The organism is Pseudomonas sp. NY15356, assembly GCF_048068175.1.
Classification (GTDB): domain Bacteria; phylum Pseudomonadota; class Gammaproteobacteria; order Pseudomonadales; family Pseudomonadaceae; genus Aquipseudomonas; species Aquipseudomonas putida_K.
This window is the reverse complement of sequence record NZ_JBLUPW010000004.1, coordinates 117,881-138,046: the sequence shown is the minus strand read 5'-3', so window position 1 is coordinate 138,046 and position 20,166 is coordinate 117,881. Positions and strand designations below refer to the sequence as shown.

19 protein-coding genes are annotated in these 20,166 nt (G+C 65.5%); 5 read left to right on the top strand and 14 right to left on the bottom strand.

What is annotated here, in order from left to right:
* Positions 1–97 precede the first annotated feature (97 nt).
* Positions 98–844 carry an enoyl-CoA hydratase gene (locus ACNFCI_RS05640; protein ID WP_324816666.1) on the top strand — a complete coding sequence of 249 codons (747 nt, stop codon included), beginning with the start codon at positions 98–100 and terminating at the stop codon, positions 842–844.
* A gap of 3 nt (positions 845–847) precedes the next feature.
* On the opposite strand, the gene ACNFCI_RS05635 is transcribed toward ACNFCI_RS05640, so the two are convergent.
* Complete coding sequence (locus ACNFCI_RS05635) at positions 848–1,714, bottom strand: LysR family transcriptional regulator (protein WP_224459207.1); 867 nt, start codon at positions 1,712–1,714, stop codon at positions 848–850.
* Between the two features lie 133 nt (positions 1,715–1,847).
* Between ACNFCI_RS05635 and ACNFCI_RS05630 the strand changes: the two genes are divergently transcribed.
* The gene (locus ACNFCI_RS05630) at positions 1,848–2,834 is read left to right on the top strand and encodes an NAD(P)H-quinone oxidoreductase (protein WP_084857920.1); all 987 of its coding nucleotides are present in this window, start codon (positions 1,848–1,850) and stop codon (positions 2,832–2,834) included.
* A gap of 2 nt (positions 2,835–2,836) precedes the next feature.
* On the opposite strand, the gene ACNFCI_RS05625 is transcribed toward ACNFCI_RS05630, so the two are convergent.
* The 4 genes from ACNFCI_RS05625 to ACNFCI_RS05610 all read right to left on the bottom strand — a co-directional run bounded on the left by ACNFCI_RS05625 (position 2,837) and on the right by ACNFCI_RS05610 (position 7,042).
* Positions 2,837–3,565, bottom strand: a complete 729-nt coding sequence (locus ACNFCI_RS05625; protein ID WP_084857896.1) for a PA1136 family autoinducer-binding transcriptional regulator — start codon at positions 3,563–3,565, stop codon at positions 2,837–2,839.
* The gene (gene hchA, locus ACNFCI_RS05620) at positions 3,562–4,437 is read right to left on the bottom strand and encodes a glyoxalase III HchA (RefSeq protein WP_324816668.1); all 876 of its coding nucleotides are present in this window, start codon (positions 4,435–4,437) and stop codon (positions 3,562–3,564) included. Before hchA ends, ACNFCI_RS05625 begins: the two co-directional genes overlap by 4 nt.
* A 159-nt stretch (positions 4,438–4,596) precedes the next feature.
* Positions 4,597–5,733, bottom strand: a complete 1,137-nt coding sequence (locus tag ACNFCI_RS05615; protein WP_368828972.1) for a glycerate kinase — start codon at positions 5,731–5,733, stop codon at positions 4,597–4,599.
* 211 nt (positions 5,734–5,944) lie between these two features.
* A complete protein-coding gene (locus ACNFCI_RS05610) occupies positions 5,945–7,042 on the bottom strand; it encodes a sugar diacid recognition domain-containing protein (RefSeq protein ID WP_084857898.1) in 1,098 nt (365 codons plus the stop codon).
* A gap of 157 nt (positions 7,043–7,199) precedes the next feature.
* Here ACNFCI_RS05610 and ACNFCI_RS05605 point away from each other — a divergent pair, with 157 nt between their 5' ends.
* The 3 genes from ACNFCI_RS05605 to ACNFCI_RS05595 all read left to right on the top strand — a co-directional run bounded on the left by ACNFCI_RS05605 (position 7,200) and on the right by ACNFCI_RS05595 (position 11,289).
* Positions 7,200–8,528, top strand: coding sequence for an MFS transporter (locus ACNFCI_RS05605; RefSeq protein WP_084857899.1), 1,329 nt, complete (start codon positions 7,200–7,202; stop codon positions 8,526–8,528).
* A gap of 84 nt (positions 8,529–8,612) precedes the next feature.
* Positions 8,613–10,145 (top strand): FAD-dependent oxidoreductase, encoded by a 1,533-nt coding sequence (locus ACNFCI_RS05600; RefSeq protein ID WP_084857900.1) that lies wholly within the window; start codon positions 8,613–8,615, stop codon positions 10,143–10,145.
* Between the two features lie 133 nt (positions 10,146–10,278).
* Complete coding sequence (locus ACNFCI_RS05595; RefSeq protein WP_084857901.1) at positions 10,279–11,289, top strand: aldo/keto reductase; 1,011 nt, start codon at positions 10,279–10,281, stop codon at positions 11,287–11,289.
* A gap of 165 nt (positions 11,290–11,454) precedes the next feature.
* Here ACNFCI_RS05595 and ACNFCI_RS05590 read toward each other — a convergent pair whose 3' ends face one another.
* The 9 genes from ACNFCI_RS05590 to ACNFCI_RS05550 all read right to left on the bottom strand — a co-directional run bounded on the left by ACNFCI_RS05590 (position 11,455) and on the right by ACNFCI_RS05550 (position 19,976).
* Positions 11,455–12,546 carry a metal-dependent hydrolase gene (locus ACNFCI_RS05590; protein ID WP_324818942.1) on the bottom strand — a complete coding sequence of 364 codons (1,092 nt, stop codon included), beginning with the start codon at positions 12,544–12,546 and terminating at the stop codon, positions 11,455–11,457.
* A gap of 147 nt (positions 12,547–12,693) precedes the next feature.
* Positions 12,694–13,620: a catechol 1,2-dioxygenase gene (gene catA, locus ACNFCI_RS05585; RefSeq protein ID WP_084857903.1), complete on the bottom strand. Its 927-nt coding sequence runs from the start codon at positions 13,618–13,620 to the stop codon at positions 12,694–12,696.
* 39 nt (positions 13,621–13,659) lie between these two features.
* Positions 13,660–13,950, bottom strand: a complete 291-nt coding sequence (gene catC / locus ACNFCI_RS05580) for a muconolactone Delta-isomerase (RefSeq protein WP_368828973.1) — start codon at positions 13,948–13,950, stop codon at positions 13,660–13,662.
* Between the two features lie 28 nt (positions 13,951–13,978).
* Positions 13,979–15,100 (bottom strand): muconate cycloisomerase family protein, encoded by a 1,122-nt coding sequence (locus tag ACNFCI_RS05575; protein WP_084857905.1) that lies wholly within the window; start codon positions 15,098–15,100, stop codon positions 13,979–13,981.
* 46 nt (positions 15,101–15,146) lie between these two features.
* A complete protein-coding gene (locus ACNFCI_RS05570; protein ID WP_084857906.1) occupies positions 15,147–15,908 on the bottom strand; it encodes a 1,6-dihydroxycyclohexa-2,4-diene-1-carboxylate dehydrogenase in 762 nt (253 codons plus the stop codon).
* Positions 15,909–15,964: 56 nt separating this feature from the next.
* Complete coding sequence (gene benC / locus ACNFCI_RS05565; RefSeq protein WP_416767579.1) at positions 15,965–16,972, bottom strand: benzoate 1,2-dioxygenase electron transfer component BenC; 1,008 nt, start codon at positions 16,970–16,972, stop codon at positions 15,965–15,967.
* A 70-nt stretch (positions 16,973–17,042) separates the two neighbouring features.
* Positions 17,043–17,528 carry a benzoate 1,2-dioxygenase small subunit gene (gene benB, locus ACNFCI_RS05560; RefSeq protein WP_084857908.1) on the bottom strand — a complete coding sequence of 162 codons (486 nt, stop codon included), beginning with the start codon at positions 17,526–17,528 and terminating at the stop codon, positions 17,043–17,045.
* Positions 17,525–18,883, bottom strand: a complete 1,359-nt coding sequence (gene benA / locus ACNFCI_RS05555; protein ID WP_416767577.1) for a benzoate 1,2-dioxygenase large subunit — start codon at positions 18,881–18,883, stop codon at positions 17,525–17,527. The genes benB and benA overlap by 4 nt, the downstream gene beginning before the upstream one ends.
* Before the next feature lie 136 nt (positions 18,884–19,019).
* Entirely contained in the window at positions 19,020–19,976 is a 957-nt protein-coding gene (locus ACNFCI_RS05550; RefSeq protein WP_084857909.1) for an AraC family transcriptional regulator, read from the bottom strand.
* Positions 19,977–20,166 lie beyond the last annotated feature (190 nt).

Here is a 20,166-nt window from a genome sequence, read left to right as displayed (position 1 = left end):
CGACTGTACAACAAGCCGAGCACCGTGATAAACCCTCCCTGCCACCGGCCCGGCGTCCATGCCCCGGGCCCCGACCACAACAACAAAAGCGGCTGCCATGAACGACCTGATCACCTACGCGCTGGACCAGGGCCTGCTGACCCTGACCCTCAACCGCCCCGACAAGCTCAACGCCCTGAACGTCGCCATGTATCGCCAGCTGGGCGACCTGCTGCGCGCAGCCGACGAAGACCCACTGGTCGAGGTCATCCTGATCACCGGCGGCGCGCAGGCCTTCAGCGCCGGCAACGATCTGCGCGATTTTCTCGACAACCCGCCCCGCGATCGCGACAGCCCTGTGTTCCGCCTGATGCGGGTGGTCATGGGCTTGGCCAAGCCGCTGATCGCCGCCGTCAATGGCCCGGCCATCGGCATCGGCACCACCCTGCTGCTGCACTGCGACCAAGTGCTGGTAAGCCGCTCGGCCAAGCTGCGCATGCCTTTCGCCCCGTTGGGGGTGTGCCCGGAGTTCGGTTCGAGCCTGTTGCTGCCCCGGCTGCTTGGCCACGCCCGGGCCGCGCGGTTGCTGCTGGCCAACGAACTGCTCACGGGTGAACAGGCTGTGGCCTGGGGCCTGGCCAATGAGCTGCATGAGGATGGCGAGCAGTGCCTGGCCGCCGCCCGGCAGCTGGCGCGCAAGCTGCAGGCCATGCCCCAGGAGGCCCTGCGCATCAGCAAGCGGCTGCTCAAGGACGGTTACCGTGCGCAGCTGGAGGCCACGGTGGAGCGTGAAAACCAGTTGTTCGTCGAGCGGTTGCAGAGTGCCGAGGCGAAGGCTGCGTTGCGGGCGTTGATCAAGGACTGAGCCTCAGCGCGCGAAGGCCCGGGCCAATTGCTCGATGATCAGGCGTATCCGGGCCGTGTGGCGAAGGTCCTTGTGGGTGACCATCCACACCTCGTAGAGATCCTTGCGCTGGCGTGCCGGCCATAGGCGTACCAGGCCGTCGCGCTCGCCCATGTCGATGGGAATCTCGCCGATACCCAGCCCTTCGGCAATGGCGCGGCGCACCATCAGGCTCGAATTCACAGCCGCCACTACCCGCCCCTGGTCGATCGCTTCATCGACCAATGTCGGTACCGGCCGGTCGCGCCAATACGGCTCGTACATCACCAGATCGTGCCCGGCGAAACCGCTGCCCGGCACCGGCTCGCCATGCTGCTGCAGGTACTCGGCGCTGGCATACAGCCCCATCGGCCAACTGGCGAGTTTGCGCAGGATCAGGTCCGGGTTGTCCGGACGCAGGTTGCGGATGGCGATATCGGTCTCCCGTTGCGACAGGTTGACCAGCTCCGAGGCGCCATGCAGCACCACGCGGATGTCCGGGTGCTCCAAGTGAAGCGCGCGCAGCGCCGGCAACACGAAGTCGCAGGCCAGCGAGTCGGTGGTGGAGATCCGTACCTCGCCCGCGCCTTCACTGTCGACCCCGCCGATACGTCGGGTCAGCTCCAGTGCGGCACTTTCGACCTTTTGTGCAAGCGCGAATGCTTCTTCGCCGATGCTGGTCAGCTGGTAACCCCCCGGGGTTCGCAGGAACAGGGTCGAGCCCAGGTCCGCCTCCAGCGCGGCAATACGCCGCCCCACGGTGGCCTGGTCGATCCGCAACACCCGTGCGGCACGGCGCAATGTCAGTTCGCGGCCCAGGGCCAGCAGGATCCTGGCGTCATCCCAATTCATCGATGTTCTTCCTCGCAGCACATCTGCAACAAGGCGCCGCAAAATCGCCGCGCGCCCTCAACAACGCAGTTCCGTACCCTTTCATGCAGTCTCCTACACGAAAAGGCTGGAACCCATGAACAAACGCTTCGACATGATGGCCATCGAAATCAGCCAACCAGGCGCCCCCGATGTCCTCAAGCCCACTCGCCGGACCGTGCCCAGGCCTGGCGCACGGGAGGTGCTGATCAAGGTACGGGCAGCCGGCGTCAACGGCCCGGACCTGCTTCAACGCAAGGGCCTGTACGACCCGCCCGCCGGCGCTTCGGACATTCCCGGCCTGGAAATCGCCGGCGAGGTCGTCGCCTTGGGCCACGAGGTTCGGCATTTTGCCATTGGCGACCCGGTGATCGCCTTGGTGACCGGCGGGGGCTACGCCGAGTACGCAGTCGCCGATGAGCGCACCACCCTGCACCTGCCGGAAGGCCTGACAATGGTGGAGGCCGCCGCCCTGCCGGAAACCTTCATGACCGTCTGGGTCAACCTGTTCCAGCGTGGCGCCTTCAAGGCCGGCGAATCGGTGCTGATCCATGGTGGCGTCTCCGGCATCGGTACCACTGCGACCATGCTGGCCAAGACCCTCGGCGCCTCGCGGATCTTCACCACCGTGGCCAACCCTGAACAGCAGGCGGCCAGCCGGGCCCTGGGCGCCGATGTGGCGATCGACTACAACCGCCAGGATTTTGCCCGTGAAGTGCTGCACCATACCGACGGCCAAGGCGTGGATGTGATCGTCGACATCATCGCCGGTGATTACGTGGCACGTAACCTCCAGGCCGCCGCCTTGAACGGCCGGATCGTGCAGATCGGCGTGCTCAAGGGCCCCGCGCCGCAGCTGGACCTGTTCCCGTTGCTGACCAAGCGCCTGACCCTTGTCGGCTCGACCCTGCGCTCGCGCAGCGCCGACGACAAGGCGCAGATCATCGCCCAGTTGCAAGAACAGGTCTGGCCTCATGTTCGCAGCGGCGCAGTCAAACCCCTGATCTTCCGCACCTTCGACCTCACCGAGGCAGGCAAGGCCCATGCCTTGATGGAAAGTGGTCAGCACATGGGCAAGGTGGTGCTCACCGTCGACGCTTGAGTTCAATCGCCCATGTCCGCCAGCTCGCCGTTGCGCAAGGCGACCCTGACCGCTTGTGCGGTCGTATCGACGCCAAGCCGACGGCGTGCCGAGCGCAGGTGGTTCTCCACCGTGCGCGGCGACAGGCCAAGGGTCGCGGCGATGTCGGCCTGGCGTCGCCCGGCAGCTGTCCAGGCCAGCACCTCCCGCTCACGCTCGGAGAGCTGGCGCACATCGCTGTCGACCGGCGCCTCCAGCAAACGACGGGCGGCCCAGAACGCCGCTGTCGCCAGCATGGTCAAGGCCAGCCGCTCACGCGCAGACGCGGCGATCCGCTCACCGCCCAGGCTCATCGCCCCCTCCAGCCCTGCCGGGCCGAACACCGGAACCTGCAGGCCATGGACGCCAGGGCCACTGGGCGCGCGCACCACCCGATAGCGTTCGTTGCCGTCCACCGACACCTTGCTCCAGTAGAACGGTGCACGTGCGTGCAGGATATGGCGGGTCACCGGGCAATGGCGCACATAGGTTTCGGCATCCACCGGCGACTGGTCGCCGAACCAGTTGCCCTCCACCCAGTGGATGCGCTCGACCACCTCGTCTCGCGCTGCTGTAGCGGAGAACAGCACGAAGCGGTCGTACCCCAGTGGGCTGGCGTAGCTACGCACGGCGTCCTGAACGACCGTGAGCGCCGTGGCGCCCTCGATCGCCAAGGCGGTGGCGAACATACGCTCGACGCAAAGGCGGCTCATTCTGCGCCGACCTCCTCGAGCAGCGCAGCCGCCGCCAGCTTGCCGAGTGCGTTGCCGGCCAATGGGCTGTCACCGGTGAGCAGCTTGCGGTCGCGCAGGGTTGCACCCGAGATGTCCTGGTTGACGATTTCCACGCCCAGGGCCTTGAGCCGCTCGCCGAACTTCCAGGTCAGGTGGCCGGGCATGTAGCCGATGTCGGGGGTCTTGGCGTCCAGGTCATCGGGGAATGCGCAAATACGGTAACCGTTGTAGATGCAGCTTTCACGGCTTTCATCGAGCCCCGCAGCCAGCAGCGCAGCAGGCCCGTGGCACAGGGAGATCACAAACTTGTCCTGCGCGGCCGCCCATTGCAACACCCGCTTGACGTCCTGGCTTTCGGGCAGGCCGATCAACGCACCATGGCCGCCGGGGATGAACACACCGATATAGTCCGAATCCGGGCCCAGTGCCCGCTCGATCACATCGGCAAGCTTGAGCGGCTGCTTGAACGCATCCCGGTAGCGGGCATACAGGCCCTTGACCTCAACGTCCTGCGAAGGCATCGCCCAGAATTCGAACTTCACCGGGTTGCCCGATAAGGTCGCCACGTCGAAGGTGAAACCGGCCTTGTCCAGGTGATACATCGGCAGCAGGGTTTCCACGGGATGGTTGCCGGTAGAGAACATGGTCCCGTTGTCGGTCAGCAGATAGCGCTCGTCGGCACCGATCATCAGCACCTTCCAGCGACCGCCGGTGTAGGGTTTGGGGTAGTCGGCGCCACTGAGGTCGGACTTGGGCGCGGTGAACTGGCTGAGCGAATAAGGGGAAGGGAAGAACGCGTTATCTTCGGCTGGGTCAGGTGTGGGGCGCTTGTCGTCCTGGGGGCTCGTCATGGTGTTCTCCAGCTGGGTTGGATTGGCGAAGTCCATGCTAGGTGCCTGGTTGGCCGGCGACAATGAGGGTTTTCCCCCAATTCCGTTGACGCCAACCAGGCAGTCTAGCCCCGCGACAAGCTGCTCGTGCTGTTGCACTGGATGAGGATGCCTCGCGCCTCAGCGGCGCGCCACCTGCCAAAGCCTGGCAATGTCGGTCGCCCGCGCCTTGAGTAGTACCCCGGCCTCGGCACAGGCTCGCTCCAGGGTCATCGGCCCGCTGGCCAGGGCAAACGCGGCATCGATACCGTGGGCGTAAAGTTGCTGGTAACCCTCGCCGAGGGTACCGGCCAGCACCACCACGGGTACGCCATGGCGCTTGGCGACGCGAGCAACGCCCATGGGCGTCTTGCCGCGCAGGGTCTGGGCGTCGAAGCGCCCTTCCCCGGTGATCACCAGGTCGGCGCCTTGCACCAGCGCGTCGAGGCCGGCAAGGTCCGCGACCACCTCGACGCCAGGGCGGAAGCGAGCGCCCATGAACGCCTTGGCGGCAAAACCCATACCTCCCGCCGCACCGCAGCCTGGGAAATCGCGTACATCTTCGCCCAGCAGTTGCGCGCAATGGTCGGCGAAATGGCCCAGGGCCTGGTCCAGCGCCTGCACCTGCTCTGGGCTTGCACCTTTTTGCGGGCCAAAGATCGCCGAAGCGCCATGGGGGCCACACAGGGGGTTGTCGACATCGGCAGCCACTTCCACCTGGACTTCAGCCAAACGTGGGTCCAGGTCACTGGCATCGATGTGCGCCAAGCCGGCCAAGGCCTGCCCGCCTTCTGCCAGCGGTTGGCCGTTTGCATCCAGCAAGCGCAAGCCCAGCGCACGCAGCATACCGCTGCCGCCGTCGTTGGTGGCGCTGCCGCCGATGGCCAGGACGATACGCGTGGCACCGGCGGCCAGGGCGGCGGCGATCAGCTCGCCGGTGCCCCAGGTGCTGCTGCGGCAGGCGTCGCGCTGGCCGGTGGGCACCAGTTGCAGGCCGCTGGCCTGGGCCATTTCGATGATCGCCGTGCGGCTGGATGCCAGCCATCCCCAACCGGCTTCGACCGGCGCACCCAGCGGGCCACGCACCCTCTGGCGGCGCAGTTCGCCCTGGCTGGCGGCGAGGATCGCCTCCATGGTGCCTTCGCCACCGTCAGCCATGGGGCATTCGACCAGCTCCGCGTCCGGCAAGACTTCGGCCAGGCCGGTGCCGATGGCACGGGCGACACCGGCAGCGTCGAGGCTGTCCTTGAACGAATCGGGGGCGATGACGATTTTCATGGGGATTCTCCTGATCCAGATAGCCCGCATGCTGACAGGTGTAGCGCAAGGTGGCCTCTGGCGAATGCACAAAAGCGTGGTGGTGGTGTTTGGGCGAATGCCTTCGCGCCAGACTTCCCAAGGGCACGGCTCCCACAGGGTCGGTGAGCGGTACCGTTGTGGGAGCCGGCTTGCCGGCGATAGGACCGGAGCAAGCGCTACACAGCCAGGCCTATTCCGCCGGCAGCAACTGCAACCCCAGATACAAGCTCAGCATGCCCTCCAGCCGTAATGGGTCCACCTCGCCGACTTCGGCAATGCGTTCCAGGCGGTAGCGCAGGCTGTTGCGGTGAATGCCCAGCGCGTCGGCACAGGCCTGGCTCTGCCCGTCGTGGGCGCACCAGGCGCGCAGGGTCGCCAGCAATTGCCCGCTGGTGTCCTTGGCGCGGATGCGCTGCAACGGCTCGAGCAGTTCGTCCAGGGCGTCATCGTTGCGGTGGCGCCAGAGCAAGGCCGGCAACCGGTAACGGCCAAGGCTGAGCAGGCGCTCGCCTGGCAGCACTTCGCGGCCATAGGCCAGCAAGTCGCGAATCCGCCGATAGCCGCGGCGCAACTGCTCCAGGCTGTGGGCCACGTTACCCAGGGCCAGGCGTTCGACCTTCCAGCCATGGCGTGCCAGGCGCTCCACCAGGCGCTGCTCGTCCAAGGCCACGCTCGCCGGGCGGCACCAGAGCAGCGAATGCCGTGCGGGGCTGACGCACCAGCTGTCCGGGAAGCGGCTCATCAACCAGCCGGCCAAGGTTTCCGCCGGTGGCCCAGACTCGAGTTCGAACAGGCAAGGCACCCGTGCCAACTGGGGTTTGAGCCCCAGCTGTTGGGCCTCGTCGAGCAAACGTGGCGAGTCGCCGCTGCTGCCCAACAGCAAGGCCAGCAGATCATCGCAGCGCTGGCGCCGCCATTGCTGCTCCACTTGCAGGTGGCGCTGGGCCAGGAGCATCTCGGCGGTCATGCGCACCAGTTCGCCATAGGTGCGCAACTGCTGTGGGTCACCCGTCAGGCCCAGCACCCCGATCAACCGGCCATCGAGCATCAAGGGCAGGTTCACCCCCGGTTGCACACCCTTCAGGCACTTGGCCGCGTCCACGTCCAGCTCGACGATCCGGCCGTTGGCCAGTACCAGTTGCGCGCCCTCGTGGCGGGTGTTGATCCGCTCCGGCTCGCCACTGCCGAGGATCAGGCCCTGGCTGTCCATGACATTGACGTTGCACGGAAGGATGGCCATCGCCCGGTCGACGATGTCCTGTGCCAGGTCGTGGTCCAGTTCGAACATGCAGGGATCCTTGGTAGGCTTTGGTCGCCGGCACAGCAGGCCGTGCCGGAGGCTGTGCAAAAGCACAAAGACAGCCGCGCTGCGCTCACCGAGACTCGTCAGGGCGAGCGCCGGAACAGGCGACGCGGCGACAACCATAACAAAAGAGAACCCGATCATGGCATACAGCCCCGCCCCTGACCAAGGCAAAGACATCACCCGCGATGCGCTCTACCGGCGCATCACCCTGCGGCTGATTCCGTTCATTTTCATCTGCTACCTATTCAACTACCTGGACCGCGTCAACGTCGGCTTCGCCAAACTGCAGATGCTCGATGCGCTGCAGTTCAGCGAAACCGTCTATGGCCTCGGTGCCGGGATCTTCTTCATCGGCTACGTGCTGTGCGGCCTGCCCAGCAACCTGGCGCTCAACCGCTTCGGCCCGCGGCGCTGGATCGCGGTGATGATGATCGCCTGGGGTAGCCTTTCGACTTGCCTGCTGTTCGTCACCACCCCCACCGAGTTCTACGCCCTGCGCCTGCTCACCGGCGCCGCCGAGGCGGGCTTCTTCCCGGGTGTGGTACTGTACCTTTCGCGCTGGTTCCCGGCCGACCGTCGAGGTCGCATCATGGCGCTGTTCATGTCGGCGATCCCGGTCTCGGGCCTGCTCGGTGGCCCATTCTCCGGCTGGATCCTCGACCACTTCGCCGCTGGCCAGCATGGCCTGGCCGGCTGGCAGTGGATGTTCCTGATCCAGGGCCTGCCCACCGTGGCCCTGGGTATCCTGGCGATCATGCTGCTCAGCGACGGCTACCAGAAAGCGGCCTGGCTGAGCCCAGCCGAACGCCAGCTGATCGAGGTCGACCTCAAGGCCGACGCTGCCTCCAAGCCAGCCGCGCGCGGTGATGGCGTGCTCGCCGTGCTGGGTAACCCACTGATCTGGACCTTTGGCTTCGTCTACTTCTGCATCCAGAGCGGTGTGTACGCGATCAACTTCTGGCTGCCGTCCATCATCAAGAACTTGGGCTTCGACAGCCCGCTGCTGATCGGTTGGCTGAGCGCCATCCCATACCTGCTGGCCGGGGTGTTCATGATCATCGTCGGCCGCTCGGCAGACCTGCGCAACGAACGCCGCTGGCACCTGGTGGTACCGATGCTGATGGGCGCCATCGGCCTGCTGATCGCAGTGAACTTCGCCCAGAACCCGACCATCGCTCTGCTCGGCCTGTCCATCGCCACCATGGGCGCACTCACCGGCCTGCCGATGTTCTGGCCGATGCCGACTGCCCTGCTCAGCGCCAGCGCCGCCGTGGCGGGCCTGGCGATCATCAACTCGGTCGGCCAGATGGCGGGCTTCCTGAGCCCTTACCTGGTCGGATTCATCAAGGACCAGACCGGCTCGACCGATGCCGCGCTGTATTCGCTGGCGGCGTTGATCGTGTTCGGCAGCCTGGTAGCGCTGCGGGCGACCCGTGCCGGTGCTCTGAAGGCCGTGCGCGCCGACTGACTGGCCCCTCCGATCGTCGGTTGCCTGCATCCCTCGTGCGACAAGGGCGTCAAATGGACCTGAACGGTTCCTTGGAGACGCCCCATGACCCAGCACAGCGTGGCCCGCCTCGACCAGCTCGACGAACACAAGCCCCTACGAGCCCAGGCCGGCAACGAAGAAATCATCCTCATTCGTCAAGGCGACCAGGTCCACGCCTATCAGGGCAACTGCCCCCATGCCGGCGCGCCACTCGAAGAAGGCGCCTTGTGCGGCGGCCTGCTGGTCTGTCCTTGGCACAAAGCCGCCTTCGCCGTGGACGAAGGCGCGGTATGCGAGCCCCCGGCCCTGGCGGACCTGCGCCGCTACCCGGTGCAGATCAAAGACGAGCAGATCTGGGTCGATGACCAGGCCCTGCCCGTAGACGACCCACCCCGTCACAGCGACGCCCGCTGCTTCGTGGTGATCGGTGCCGGCGCCGCAGGCACTGCGGCCGTGGCCACGTTGTTGGCCCATGGTTTCGGTGGTCGCCTGGTGTGGGTGGACCAGGAACGTCGGCCATCCTACGACCGTACCGCCCTGAGCAAATTCGTCATCGCCGGGCAGATGCCGCCCGACGAGGTCCCCGCCCTGCTGGCGCCCGACGCCCTGCGCCGCGGCCACCTGGAACGCGTGCACGGCAAGGTGCGCCTCCTCGATGTCGACAAACGCCAGGTGGTACTGGCCGATGGCAAGCGCCTTGACTACGACGCCGCCCTGCTGGCCACCGGCGGCAAACCCAGGCGCCTCGACATCCCAGGGGCACAATTGCCGGGCATCTGCCTGCTGCGCTCCCGGGACGACGCCGCCCACCTGCTCGACGCGGCCGAACCGGGGCAATCGGTGGTCATCGTCGGCGATGGATTCATCGGCCTGGAGGCCGCCTCGGCGTTGCGCAAGCAGGGCTTGAACGTGCATGTGGTGGCCCGCCATGACATCCCCCTGGCCAAGCAGTTGGGCGAGCGCATCGGCCGCAGCCTACGCGAGCTGCACGAACGCAAGGGCGTGGTGTTCCATGGCCCCACCGAGGTGCTGCGCTTCGAAGGCACGGACAGGGTCCAGGCAGTGCTGCTGGCCAACGGCGAGCGCCTGGAAACCCCGTTGGTCCTGCTGGGCGTCGGGGTCAAACCGGCGACTGCCTTCGTGCATGGTCTGGACCTGGCCGATGACCATTCGCTGGCCGTGAACGCCCAGATGCAGGCTGCCGAAGGCCTGTGGGCCGCCGGGGACATCGCCACCTTCCCGCTGACCGGTCGCCCGACGCGCATCGAGCATTGGCGCCTGGCCCAGCAGCATGGCGTCATCGCTGCCGCCAATATGCTCGGCGAGCAGCGCCGCTACGATGACGTACCGTTCTTCTGGACCTACCAGCATGGGCGTACCCTGGAAGTGCTCGGCCACGGGCGTCACTGGAACCGCATCGAGTACGTCGGCGAACCAGAACAAGGCAACTTCATCGCCCTGCAGTGTGTCGACGACCAGGTCGAAGCGGTGATCGCCAAAGGTTACTCCAGGGCCATGGCCGCCTTGTCGCAGCGGATGAAGCGCCCCCTGACCAGCCGCGAGGCGCGGGAATTGATCGATGCCTGGCCGGATTGAGAATCCGATTTGCCCTACGCACGAGCGCCCAACATTCTCGGGAGAGCGCCTTATCGTTGCCAGCCAAAGCCTTTCAATGCCCGGGGGATATGTGTAAAACAGCCCAACATTCCCAGACAAAAGGCCTTCAGCAATGATCTACCGTCCCCTCGGCCATAGCGGCCTCCAGGTCTCTGCGCTCACCCTGGGCAGCATGATGTTCGGCGAGCAGACCAGCACCGAGGACTCGCTGCGCATCATCGACAAGGCTTGGGACCAGGGCATCAACTTCATCGACACCGCCGACGTCTACAACGGTGGCCGTTCCGAAGAGATCGTCGGTGAAGCCGTGGCGCGCCATCGCCAGGACTGGATCGTCGCTTCCAAGGCCGGCTATGGCCCGGTGGACGGCGTGCCCAATCGCAGCGGGCTGTCGCGCAAGCACTTGTTCAATGCCCTCGACGCCTCGCTGACGCGCATGGGCCTGGACTACCTGGACATCTACTACCTGCACCGCGAAGACCACAACGTGCCGCTGGAAGAGACCGTGCGCGCGATCGGCGACCTGCTGCAGCAGGGCAAGATCCGCTATTGGGGGGTGTCCAATTTCCGTGGCTGGCGCATCGCCGAGATCTGCAACCTGGCCGAACGCCTGGGCGTGGCCAAGCCTGTGGTCAGCCAGCCGCTGTACAACATCGTCAATCGCCAGGCCGAGCCCGAACAATTGACCGCTGCGGCCTACCACGGCTTGGGCGTAGTGCCGTTCAGCCCGCTGGCCCGTGGTGTGCTCAGCGGCAAGTATGCGCCAGGCTCCACACCCGATGCCGGCAGCCGCGCCGGGCGCCAGGACAAGCGCATCATGGAGGTCGAATGGCGTCAGGAATCGCTGGCCATCGCCCAGAAGATCCACGCCTATACCGACGCCAAGGGTGTGGGCATCGTCGAATTCGCCATCGCCTGGGTGCTGAACAACCGCCTGGTCAGCTCGGCGATCGTCGGCCCGCGTACCGAGGCCCAGTGGGACACCTATGCGGGTGCGCTGGATGTGAAGATCAGCGCCGAGGACGAAGCCTTCATCGATTCGCTGGTGACCCCGGGGCATGCCTCGACACCGGGCTTCAACGATGTGGCGCATTTCGTTACCGGGCGGTTGCCACGCGCCTGATCTTGAGAGCGGCGCGATCTCGGTGGGAGCTGGCGACAGCCTGCGCTCATAGAACAACGCATGGCCATTTGATTTGCGGCACCCTGTGGGAGCGGCGGTGCGGCGGTCCCACAGGGGCTGCATTGGCCAAGCGGAGCCTGGGCCGGGCGAGGAATATTGCGCCCATCAGCGCCCGACTTCGGCCGCCTGCGCCGGCCCCAGGTACTTCTGGGTCCAGGCCGCCAGCGGCAGCGGCGGTTGCTGCTCGACGATGCGTCGCCAGATCAGCATCAGGTCCTGGGCATTGAACATCGAACCCATGCCATCGCCCAGCCACAGCGTGGGAGTGCCGGCGGTCCAGTGGCCTGTGTCGTCACGGCGGGCCATGGTGAAGCGGAAGGTGTAGTTGCCCGGTATGCCCATGCGCAGGTCGGTCACCACCAGGGCATCGCCCACCACGTCATAGCGCAGCCAGCCATCGGTGAACCAGCGCAGGCGTTCGTGCAGCGGCACGCCGTCGAGCACCTTGGCCGCCTCCAGGTTCAACGACTGGCGCTGCATCTCCGGTGGTTCGCGGTCGAACAGGCTGCTGACGCCTTCGTAGTAATGCCCATCGGGGGTCTTGGCCAGCACGCGCCATACCAGGCTGTTGAAGGCGATCGGCACAGCGCGCACCTCGGTGACGGCGATGCCTTGCTGGTCCAGTGCGAACTGGAAGCGCTGCTCGGCCGCCATGCGCCCGGCCAGGCCAAAGCCCAGGTAGGCGGTGCTGAACACCAGCGCCAAGGCCAACAGCGGGATCGCCCTGCCCTGCATACCCTTGAATGCCGCGTACAGCACGGCGCCGAGCAGCGGCACCGTGTACACCGGGTCGATGATGAACACCGCCGCCCAGCTTTCCGGGGTCAGGTGCAACGGCCAGAACAGCTGGGTGCCATAAACCGTGAAGGCATCGAGGATCGGGTGGGTCACCAGGGCCAGCCAGAACGCCAGGAACAGCCTGGGCCAGCGGTAGCCCTTCTCTGGCCAGCGCCTTCGGCCGATTGCGCTCACCAGCCAGGCCAGCAGCAGGGCCAGGCCGGTGAGGACGAAGATCGAATGGGAAAAACCTCGGTGGAAGGTCATCTGCGACACCGGGTCGGCGTAGCGGATGACCACGTCCAGGTCTGGAAGCGTGCCGAGGGCTGCGCCATACAGCAGTGAGCGGCGGCCCTGGATGCGCCCCAGCACCGCGCCTTGCAGCGCGGCGCCGAGGACGGCTTGGGTCAGTGAGTCCAAGGTAGAAATCCATGAAAAGTCGTTTTCAGGAAGCTACCTGCATCCTGGCGGGCAGTGCAAACCCTATCGCCGGCAAATCCGCTGCCACAGGCTTTCCGACATCCTGCAAAGCACAGCCATGGCGGTGGGAACGGGTTTACCCGACGGTCAGGCTTGCTGCACGGCCCGCGGTCGCCCGCTGCGCTGCTCGGCCTCCTTGTCTGTGGCCTTCTGCAGTTGGAAATCGAATGCAAGTTCCGCGTAGCGCCCCTGAACACCCCGCGCGCCGTCCTCACGGAAGGTGATCTCGCCCACCAGGCCATCACGGGTGGCATAGGCGAAGTCATCCCACAGGTAGCGGTCGCCGGCGAGGTTGATCTGGGTGGTCAGGTGTCGGTGCCCCGGCGCCGAGATGAAGAAGTGCACATGGGCCGGGCGCTGGCCGTGGCGGCCGAGCAGGTCAAGGCACTCCTGGGTGGGTCCCTGCGGGTCGCAGCCATAGCCCGACGGCACGATGGTGCGGGCGCGGTAGCGACCTTCAGCGTCGGTAACGATGCGTCGACGCAGGTTGTAGGCCGACTGGCTCTGGTCGAAGAACGAATAGGTGCCTCGGGTATTGGCATGCCACAGGTCGACCGTAGCGCCGGCCAAGGGGCGGCCCTGGGGATCAAGCACCTGCCCTTCGAGGAACATCACCGTGGCGACGCCGTCCTCGCTGCCGTCGTCCATGCGTGTTTCGCCCTGGGCCAGCGGTGCACCGGCAACGTACAGCGGGCCTTCGATGGTGCGCGGGGTGCCGCCGGTGAGGCCGGCCTGGGCGTCCTTGGCGTCCTGCAGCAGGTCGAGGAAATGCTCCAGGCCCAGCCCTGCCACCAGCAGCCCAGCCTCGCCGCGACCGCCCAGGCGGTTCAGGTAATCGACGGCATGCCAGAACTCGTCCTCGCTGATCTCGAGGTCCTCGATCAGCCTGGCGGTATCCTGCAGGACCCGCTGCACGACGCGCTTGAGGCGCGGGTTGCCCTCGTCGTTACCGAAGCCTGAGGCCTGTTCGAAGAATGCCTGGACATCGGCGGTGTGGGAGATCTTCACGGTCATGGTGGCGTACCTCGTCTTGTTCTTGTGCAAGGGTTCGAATCAACGGTCGTCGGCATGGATCGATGAGGGGTGGCGACACAGGCCGTGCACCTCGATGTCCATGTAGGGGAACAGCGGCAGTTGCATCAGGATGTCGTGCAAGGCCTCGACGCTGGGCACGTCGAACACGCTGTAGTTGGCGTACTGCCCGGCGATGCGCCACAAGTGGCGCCAGGAACCCTCGCGTTGCAGACGCTGGGCCAGTGCCTTTTCGTCAGCCTTCAAGCGCTCGGCCTGGGCAGGGTCCATATCCAGCGGCAGTTTCACCGTCATCTTCACGTGGAACAGCATGGGGGCTCTCCTTCAGAGGCAGTCAGGTTCAGCGGCGGGCGAAGCGCGCCAGGCGCGTCTCGTCCAGGGTCAGGCCCAGCCCGGGCGTACGCGGCACGTGCAGCTGGAAGTCGTGGTAACGGGGTGGCTCGGTGACGATTTCCTCGGTCAGCAGCAACGGGCCGAACAGCTCGGTGCCCCAGGTCAGTTGACGCAAGGTCAGGAAGGCATGGGCCGAGGCCAGGGTGCCGACCGACCCTTCGAGCATGGTCCCGCCGTACAGGGCGATACCGGCGGCTTCGGCGATCTGCGCGGTGCGAAGCACAGCACGAGGCCCGCCGTTCTTGGCGATTTTCAGAGCGAAGATACTGGCGGCGCCGTCGGCCGCCAGGCTGAAGGCGTCTTCGACGCTTTCGATGGACTCGTCGGCCATGATCGGCGCCGGGCTGCGCTGGTTCAGGCGCACCTGGCCGGCACGGTTGATCCGCGAGATGGGCTGCTCGACCAGGTCGATGCCGTTGTCGCCCAGCACCTGGCAGGCCCGGATGGCTTGGGATTCGTCCCAGTACTGGTTGACGTCGACCCGCACGCTGGCACGCTCGCCAAGTTCGCGCTTGATCGCCAGCACATGCTTGAGGTCCTGCGCCAGTGGGTTGGCGCCGATCTTGAGCTTGAACACCCGGTGGCGACGTACCTCGAGCATGTGCTCGGCCTCGGCGATGTCGCGGGCGGTGTCGCCGCTGGCCAAGGTCCAGGCCACTTCGAGGCTGTCGCGTACCCGCCCGCCGAGCAACTCACTGACCGGCAGGCCGAGGCGCTTGCCCTGGGCATCGAGCAGCGCGCTCTCGATGCCGGACTTGGCGAAGGTATTGCCTTTGGCCAGCTTGTCGAGCCTGAGCATGGCGGCGTTGATGTTGTCCGCCGCCATCCCGACCAGGGCCGGGGCCAGGTGCGCGTCGATGTTGGCTTTGATGCCCTCGGGGCTTTCATAGCCATAGGCCAGGCCACCGATGGTGGTGGCTTCGCCGATGCCCTCGACACCGTCGCTGCAACGCAGGCGCAGGATCACCAGGGTTTGCTGCTGCAGGGTATGCATCGCCAGCTTGTGCGGGCGAATGGTCGGCAGGTCGACGATGAGGGCGTCCAGCCGGTCGATGGTTGGGCTTGTCATGCCAGGTCTCCAGTCAGGTCATTGGAAGGGTCATGCCTGAGCAGCCTCAGCCGAGGTCGCCGCCACCGACCGGCAGTGTGACGCCAGTGATGTAAGAGGCCTCGTCGCTGGCCAGGAAAAGGATCGCGCCGACCTGTTCGTCGATGGTCCCGTAGCGTTTCATCAGGCTGCTGGAGACGGTCTGGTCGACGATCTGCTGGTACCAGCCTTTCTCCAGCTCACTCTGTTCGCTGCTATTGCGCGGGATGCGCCGAGGCGGTGCCTCGGTGCCACCAGGCGCGGTGGCGTTGACGCGGATCCCACGCCCGGCGGTTTCGAAGGCCAGGCAGGCGGTCAGCGCATTCACCCCGCCTTTGGCCGCGCCATAAGGCACACGGTTGACACCGCGAGTGGCGATGGACGAGACGTTGACGATGGCCCCGCGGCCCTGCTCGAGCATGTAGGGCAGCGCGGCGTGACAGCACCACAGGGTCGGGAACAGCGAGCGGCGCACTTCGGCCTCGATCTGCGCGACTTCGTAGTGCTCGAAGGGCTTGGCCCAGAGGGTGCCGCCGACGTTGTTGACCAGGATGTCCAGGTGGCCGAAGGTTTCTACGGCCGTGGCCATGACACGTGCGCAGTCGGTGTGCTGCTCGAGGTCAGCGATCACGGTCAGCACGCCCTCCCCGGCCAGTTCATGGACCAGCTCTGAGCGGTCCACCGCCACCACCTGTGCGCCTTCAGCCTTGAGCCGCCAGCACACGCCCCGGCCGATGCCCTGGGCGGCACCGGTGACCAGGGCGACCTTGCCTTGGAATCTATTGTTCATATGCAAACCTCCGCTGCCCCGCCCCCACAGGAGGCGGTGCCATGCAATAAAACGAATCAGGCCGCTGCCGCGAACTTCTCGTAGTAGAAGTTCGCCGGAGTGATGCCCTGCTCGCGGATGTACCGGCTGACCGCCTCGACCATCGGTGGCGGGCCGCACAGATAAACGTCCACATCGCCATCGTTGAGGTGGCGTGGCTCGATGTGCTGGGTTACATAGCCCTTGTGCGGGTATTGGCTGTCGGGATTGGCCACGCAGGCGCTGAAACTGAAATTGGGAATCTGCGCGGCCAGGGCCTGGAGGCGGTCGAGTTCGACCAGGTCGAAGTCGTTGGTCACCCCGTAGATCAAATGCAGAGGGTGCTCGCTGCCCTGCTCGGCGATTTTTTCCAGCATCGCCGTGAACGGTGCCAGGCCCGTGCCGCCGGCCAGCAGCAAAGGGCGCTGGATCGGGCGCAGGTAGAAACTGCCCAGGGGCCCTGCCAGGGTCATGCTGTCGCCGGCCTTGGCCAGGCTCGTGAGGAAGCTGCTCATCAGGCCACCTGGCACGTTGCGGATCAGGAAGCTGACCTCGCCGTCCTTCTGCAGCGAGCTGAAGGAGTAGGCCCGGCTCTGGTCGCTGCCCGGCACCTTGAGGTTGACGTACTGCCCCGGCAGGAACGCCAGGCGGCTCAGTGCCTCCCCCTTGATCGACAAGGCAATGGTGCTGACCGACAGCTGGCGCACCTCGCTGATGGCCGCTTCGAAACTGGCCTGTTCGGTCTTGCACAGTTGCGACGAGGCCGGGATACGTACCACGCAATCGCTCTCGGCGCGCATCTGGCAGGTGAGCACATAGCCCTCGGCAATTTCGTCTTCGCTCAGGGCGTCTTCGATGAAGTTGTCGCCCAGGTCGTAACGCCCGGATTCGGCCTTGCACTTGCAGGTACCACAGGCGCCATCGCGGCAGTCCAGCGGAATGTTGATGCCCTGGCGGTAGGCGGCGTCGGCCACGGTTTCATGGCCGCTGGCCTCGATGAAGCGGGTGACTCCGTCTTCGAAATTAAGCGCGATCTGGAAGCTCATGTTGCACCTCGCGGGCGAGCCTGGCCACGGTGCACCCGTTGGCACACCGAGCGGCTCGCGTGACCTCGGATCAGATGTGGTAGATGTCGATGACCTGACGCACGTAGTCGTTCTTGAGCACCACCTTCTTGGCCAGGATCAGCGGCTGCTCGCCGCGCAGGTCGAGGGTGTAGAAGCTGGTACCGAAGTAGCTGTCGGTGGTCTTGTAGCGAAAGCTCAAGGTGTGCCAGTTGAAGCGCACCTGGCATTGCCCTTCGCCGTGCTCGACGATCTCGATGTTGCTGATGTTGTGGGAGGTGCGGGTATCCGGCACCGTGGCGCTGGAGCGCTCGGTCTTGATGCGGAACACCCGGTCCTCCAGGCCACCGCGGTTGCCGTACCAGATCAGCGAGATCTCGCGCTGAGGGTCTTCGGTGAGGGTGTCGTCATCGTCCCAGGACGGCATCCAGAAGGTCGCATCGGCGGCGTACAGCTCCAGCCATTGGTCCCACTGGGCATCGTCCAGGTAACGCGCTTCGCGGTAGAGAAAGTCCCGCACGGTGTCATGGATACTCATTGCACGGCCTCCACGGGAATCAACCGCTGTTCCTGTTCCAGGGCCTGGAGCAGGGTCTGCTGCCAGTACTTGTGCTGCAGCACGAACAGGCCTTCGTCCTCGGTGCGCACGCCCGAGAGCAGTGGCCGGAGCTCGATCTGCCGCGCCGCATCGTCGGCGCCCTCGCCCCAGTGCGCAGCGCCACGGGACATGTCGTTCCAACCGCTGCCTGCGCCGTAACCGGTCTGGCAGGAGCGAAACTCCTCAAGGTCGTCCGGGGTGGCCATGCCGCTGACGTTGAAGAAGTCCTCGTACTGGCGGATACGCTTGGCCCGCGCCTCGGCGCTCTCGCCCTTGGGTGCGATGCAATAGATGGTGATTTCGGTCTTGTTCACCGAGATCGGCCGGGCGACACGGATCTGCGAGCTGAACTGATCCATCAGGTAGACGTTGGGATACAGGCACAGGTTGCGCGAGTTCTCGATCATCCAGTCGGCGCGGGCCTGGCCGAAATCGGCCGCCAGCTGGTCGCGCCGCTCGTAGGCCGGGCGGTCCTCAGGGTTGGCCCAGCGAGTCCAGAGCAGCAGGTGGCCATGGTCGAAGGAATAGAAGCCCCCGCCCTGCTTGGCCCAGGCGCCGGCGCTCATGGTCTTGATCTCGTCGCCAGCCTCGCGCTGCTTGCGTTGGTTCTGGGTGGCGGCGTAGTTCCAGTGCACGGAGCTGACGTGGTAGCCGTCTGCACCGTTCTCGGCGGTGAGCTTCCAGTTGCCTTCGTAGATATAGGAACTGGCACCGCGCAGCACCTCCAGGCCCTCGGGCGACTGGTCGACGATCATGTCGATGATCTTCGCCGACTCGCCCAGGTGCTCGACCAGCGGCTTGACGTCGGCATTCAGGCTGCCGAACAGGAAGCCACGGTAGGACTCGAAGCGTGCCACCTTGGTCAGGTCATGGGAGCCATCGCAGTTGAAGCTGTCAGGGTAGCCGGCATTGGCCGGGTCCTTGACCTTGAGCAGCTTGCCGCTGTTGTTGAAGGTCCATCCATGGAACGGGCAGGTGTAGCTGGCACGGTTGCCGCGCTTGTGGCGGCAGAGCATCGCGCCACGGTGGCTGCAGGCATTGAGGAAGGCGTTGAGTTCCCCGTCCTTGTTGCGCGCGATGAAGATCGGCTGACGCCCCATGTTCAGGGTCAGGAAGTCGTTCTTCTCGGGGATCTGGCTTTCATGGGCCAGGTAGATCCAGTTGCCCTCGAAGATGTGTTTCATCTCCAGGTCGAACAGGCGCGGGTCGGTGAACATCTCCCGCTTGCAGCGGTAGACACCTTTTTCCCGATCGTCCTCGAGCATGGCATTGAGGTAGTCGAATCCCAGGGACATGGCCAGGGTCTCCATTTGTTATTGTTCAGGCCATGTCAGGTTAGGGCGGGGTCGGCAGGGGCAATATCCGGATCGTGCAGAGTGCTATCCGAATTGTGCAGGTTCACGTTCGCAGGGCCGCGCCCACGAAAGAGCGCTACACGCGGCGCTTGAGCGTCTCGGAGGGCAGCTCACCGAACTGTTGCCGGTAGCTGTCCGAGAATCGGCCCAGGTGCAGGAAGCCGTAGTCCAGGGCCAGCTCGGTGACATTGCGCACCGGGCAACTGGCATCGCTCAGGCAGGCGTGCACCTGTTCGAGCTTGCGCTGGCGAATGTACTGCCTGGGTGTGATGCCCAGGTGCCGGTCGAACAGTGCATAGAGCGAGCGCACGCTCATGCAGGCCTGCTCGGCCAGGCCTTCGGCCGAGAGCTCCAGCTTCAGGTTGCGGTCGATATGCTCGAGGATCCGTTCCAGGCCCGCCCCTGGCGAGCCGAGGGCTTCACGCAGGACATTGGTGTGCATCAGCGTCAACAGCTTGCTGGCGACGATCTGGCTGTAGTGCCCCTGCACCCGCGGTAACGCATCGCTCACCTCGGCTTCGTGACAGACCATGGCCAGCAGGTTGACGAAACCATCCAGTTCTTCGAGCCGGTAGTGATTGCGCAAGAAGCGCACACCGCCGCTGGGCCGTTGCCAGCGCTGTTCGTCGCAGATCGACTCGAGCAGGCGCGTGGGCACCTTGAGGATGAATTTCTCGCAGTCCTGGGAATAGGTGAGGTCCACCGGGTCGTCGGGGTTGATCAGCAACAACTCCCCTGGCACCAGGTAGTGTTCGCGCTGGTGCCCACGCCACAGGCAATGGCCGTTGAGCAGGATCTGCAGGTGGTAGATGGTTTCCAGCGCCGGTGAGGTGACCCGCACGCTGCCGCCGTAGCTGATACGACACAGGTCCAGCTCGGCGAACTTGCGATGGCTCAGGCTGGCCTGGGGGTGGGTGGTGCGGGACAAACCGATGCAATGCTGGCCCACATGCCGGTTGACGTAGTCGGACACGGCATAGGGGTCGGCGTGGTGGAACACGCTGCTGCGCTCGCTCAACAGGCGGCTTTCCATAGGCAAGGCACTCGGCTTCGTTATTGTTCTGGTCGCCGCGCCCTACGGGCACTCAAGGCCCGTGGCCACGGTCGCTCACGGTCAGTCTATCGAGCCGGTGGTGCAAGGATACGGGCAGGCGACCACCGGCGGTGCCCGGCACAGGCTAAGCAAAAAGCCGGCGAGCAGGCAATGGGACCAAAGCAAAGGC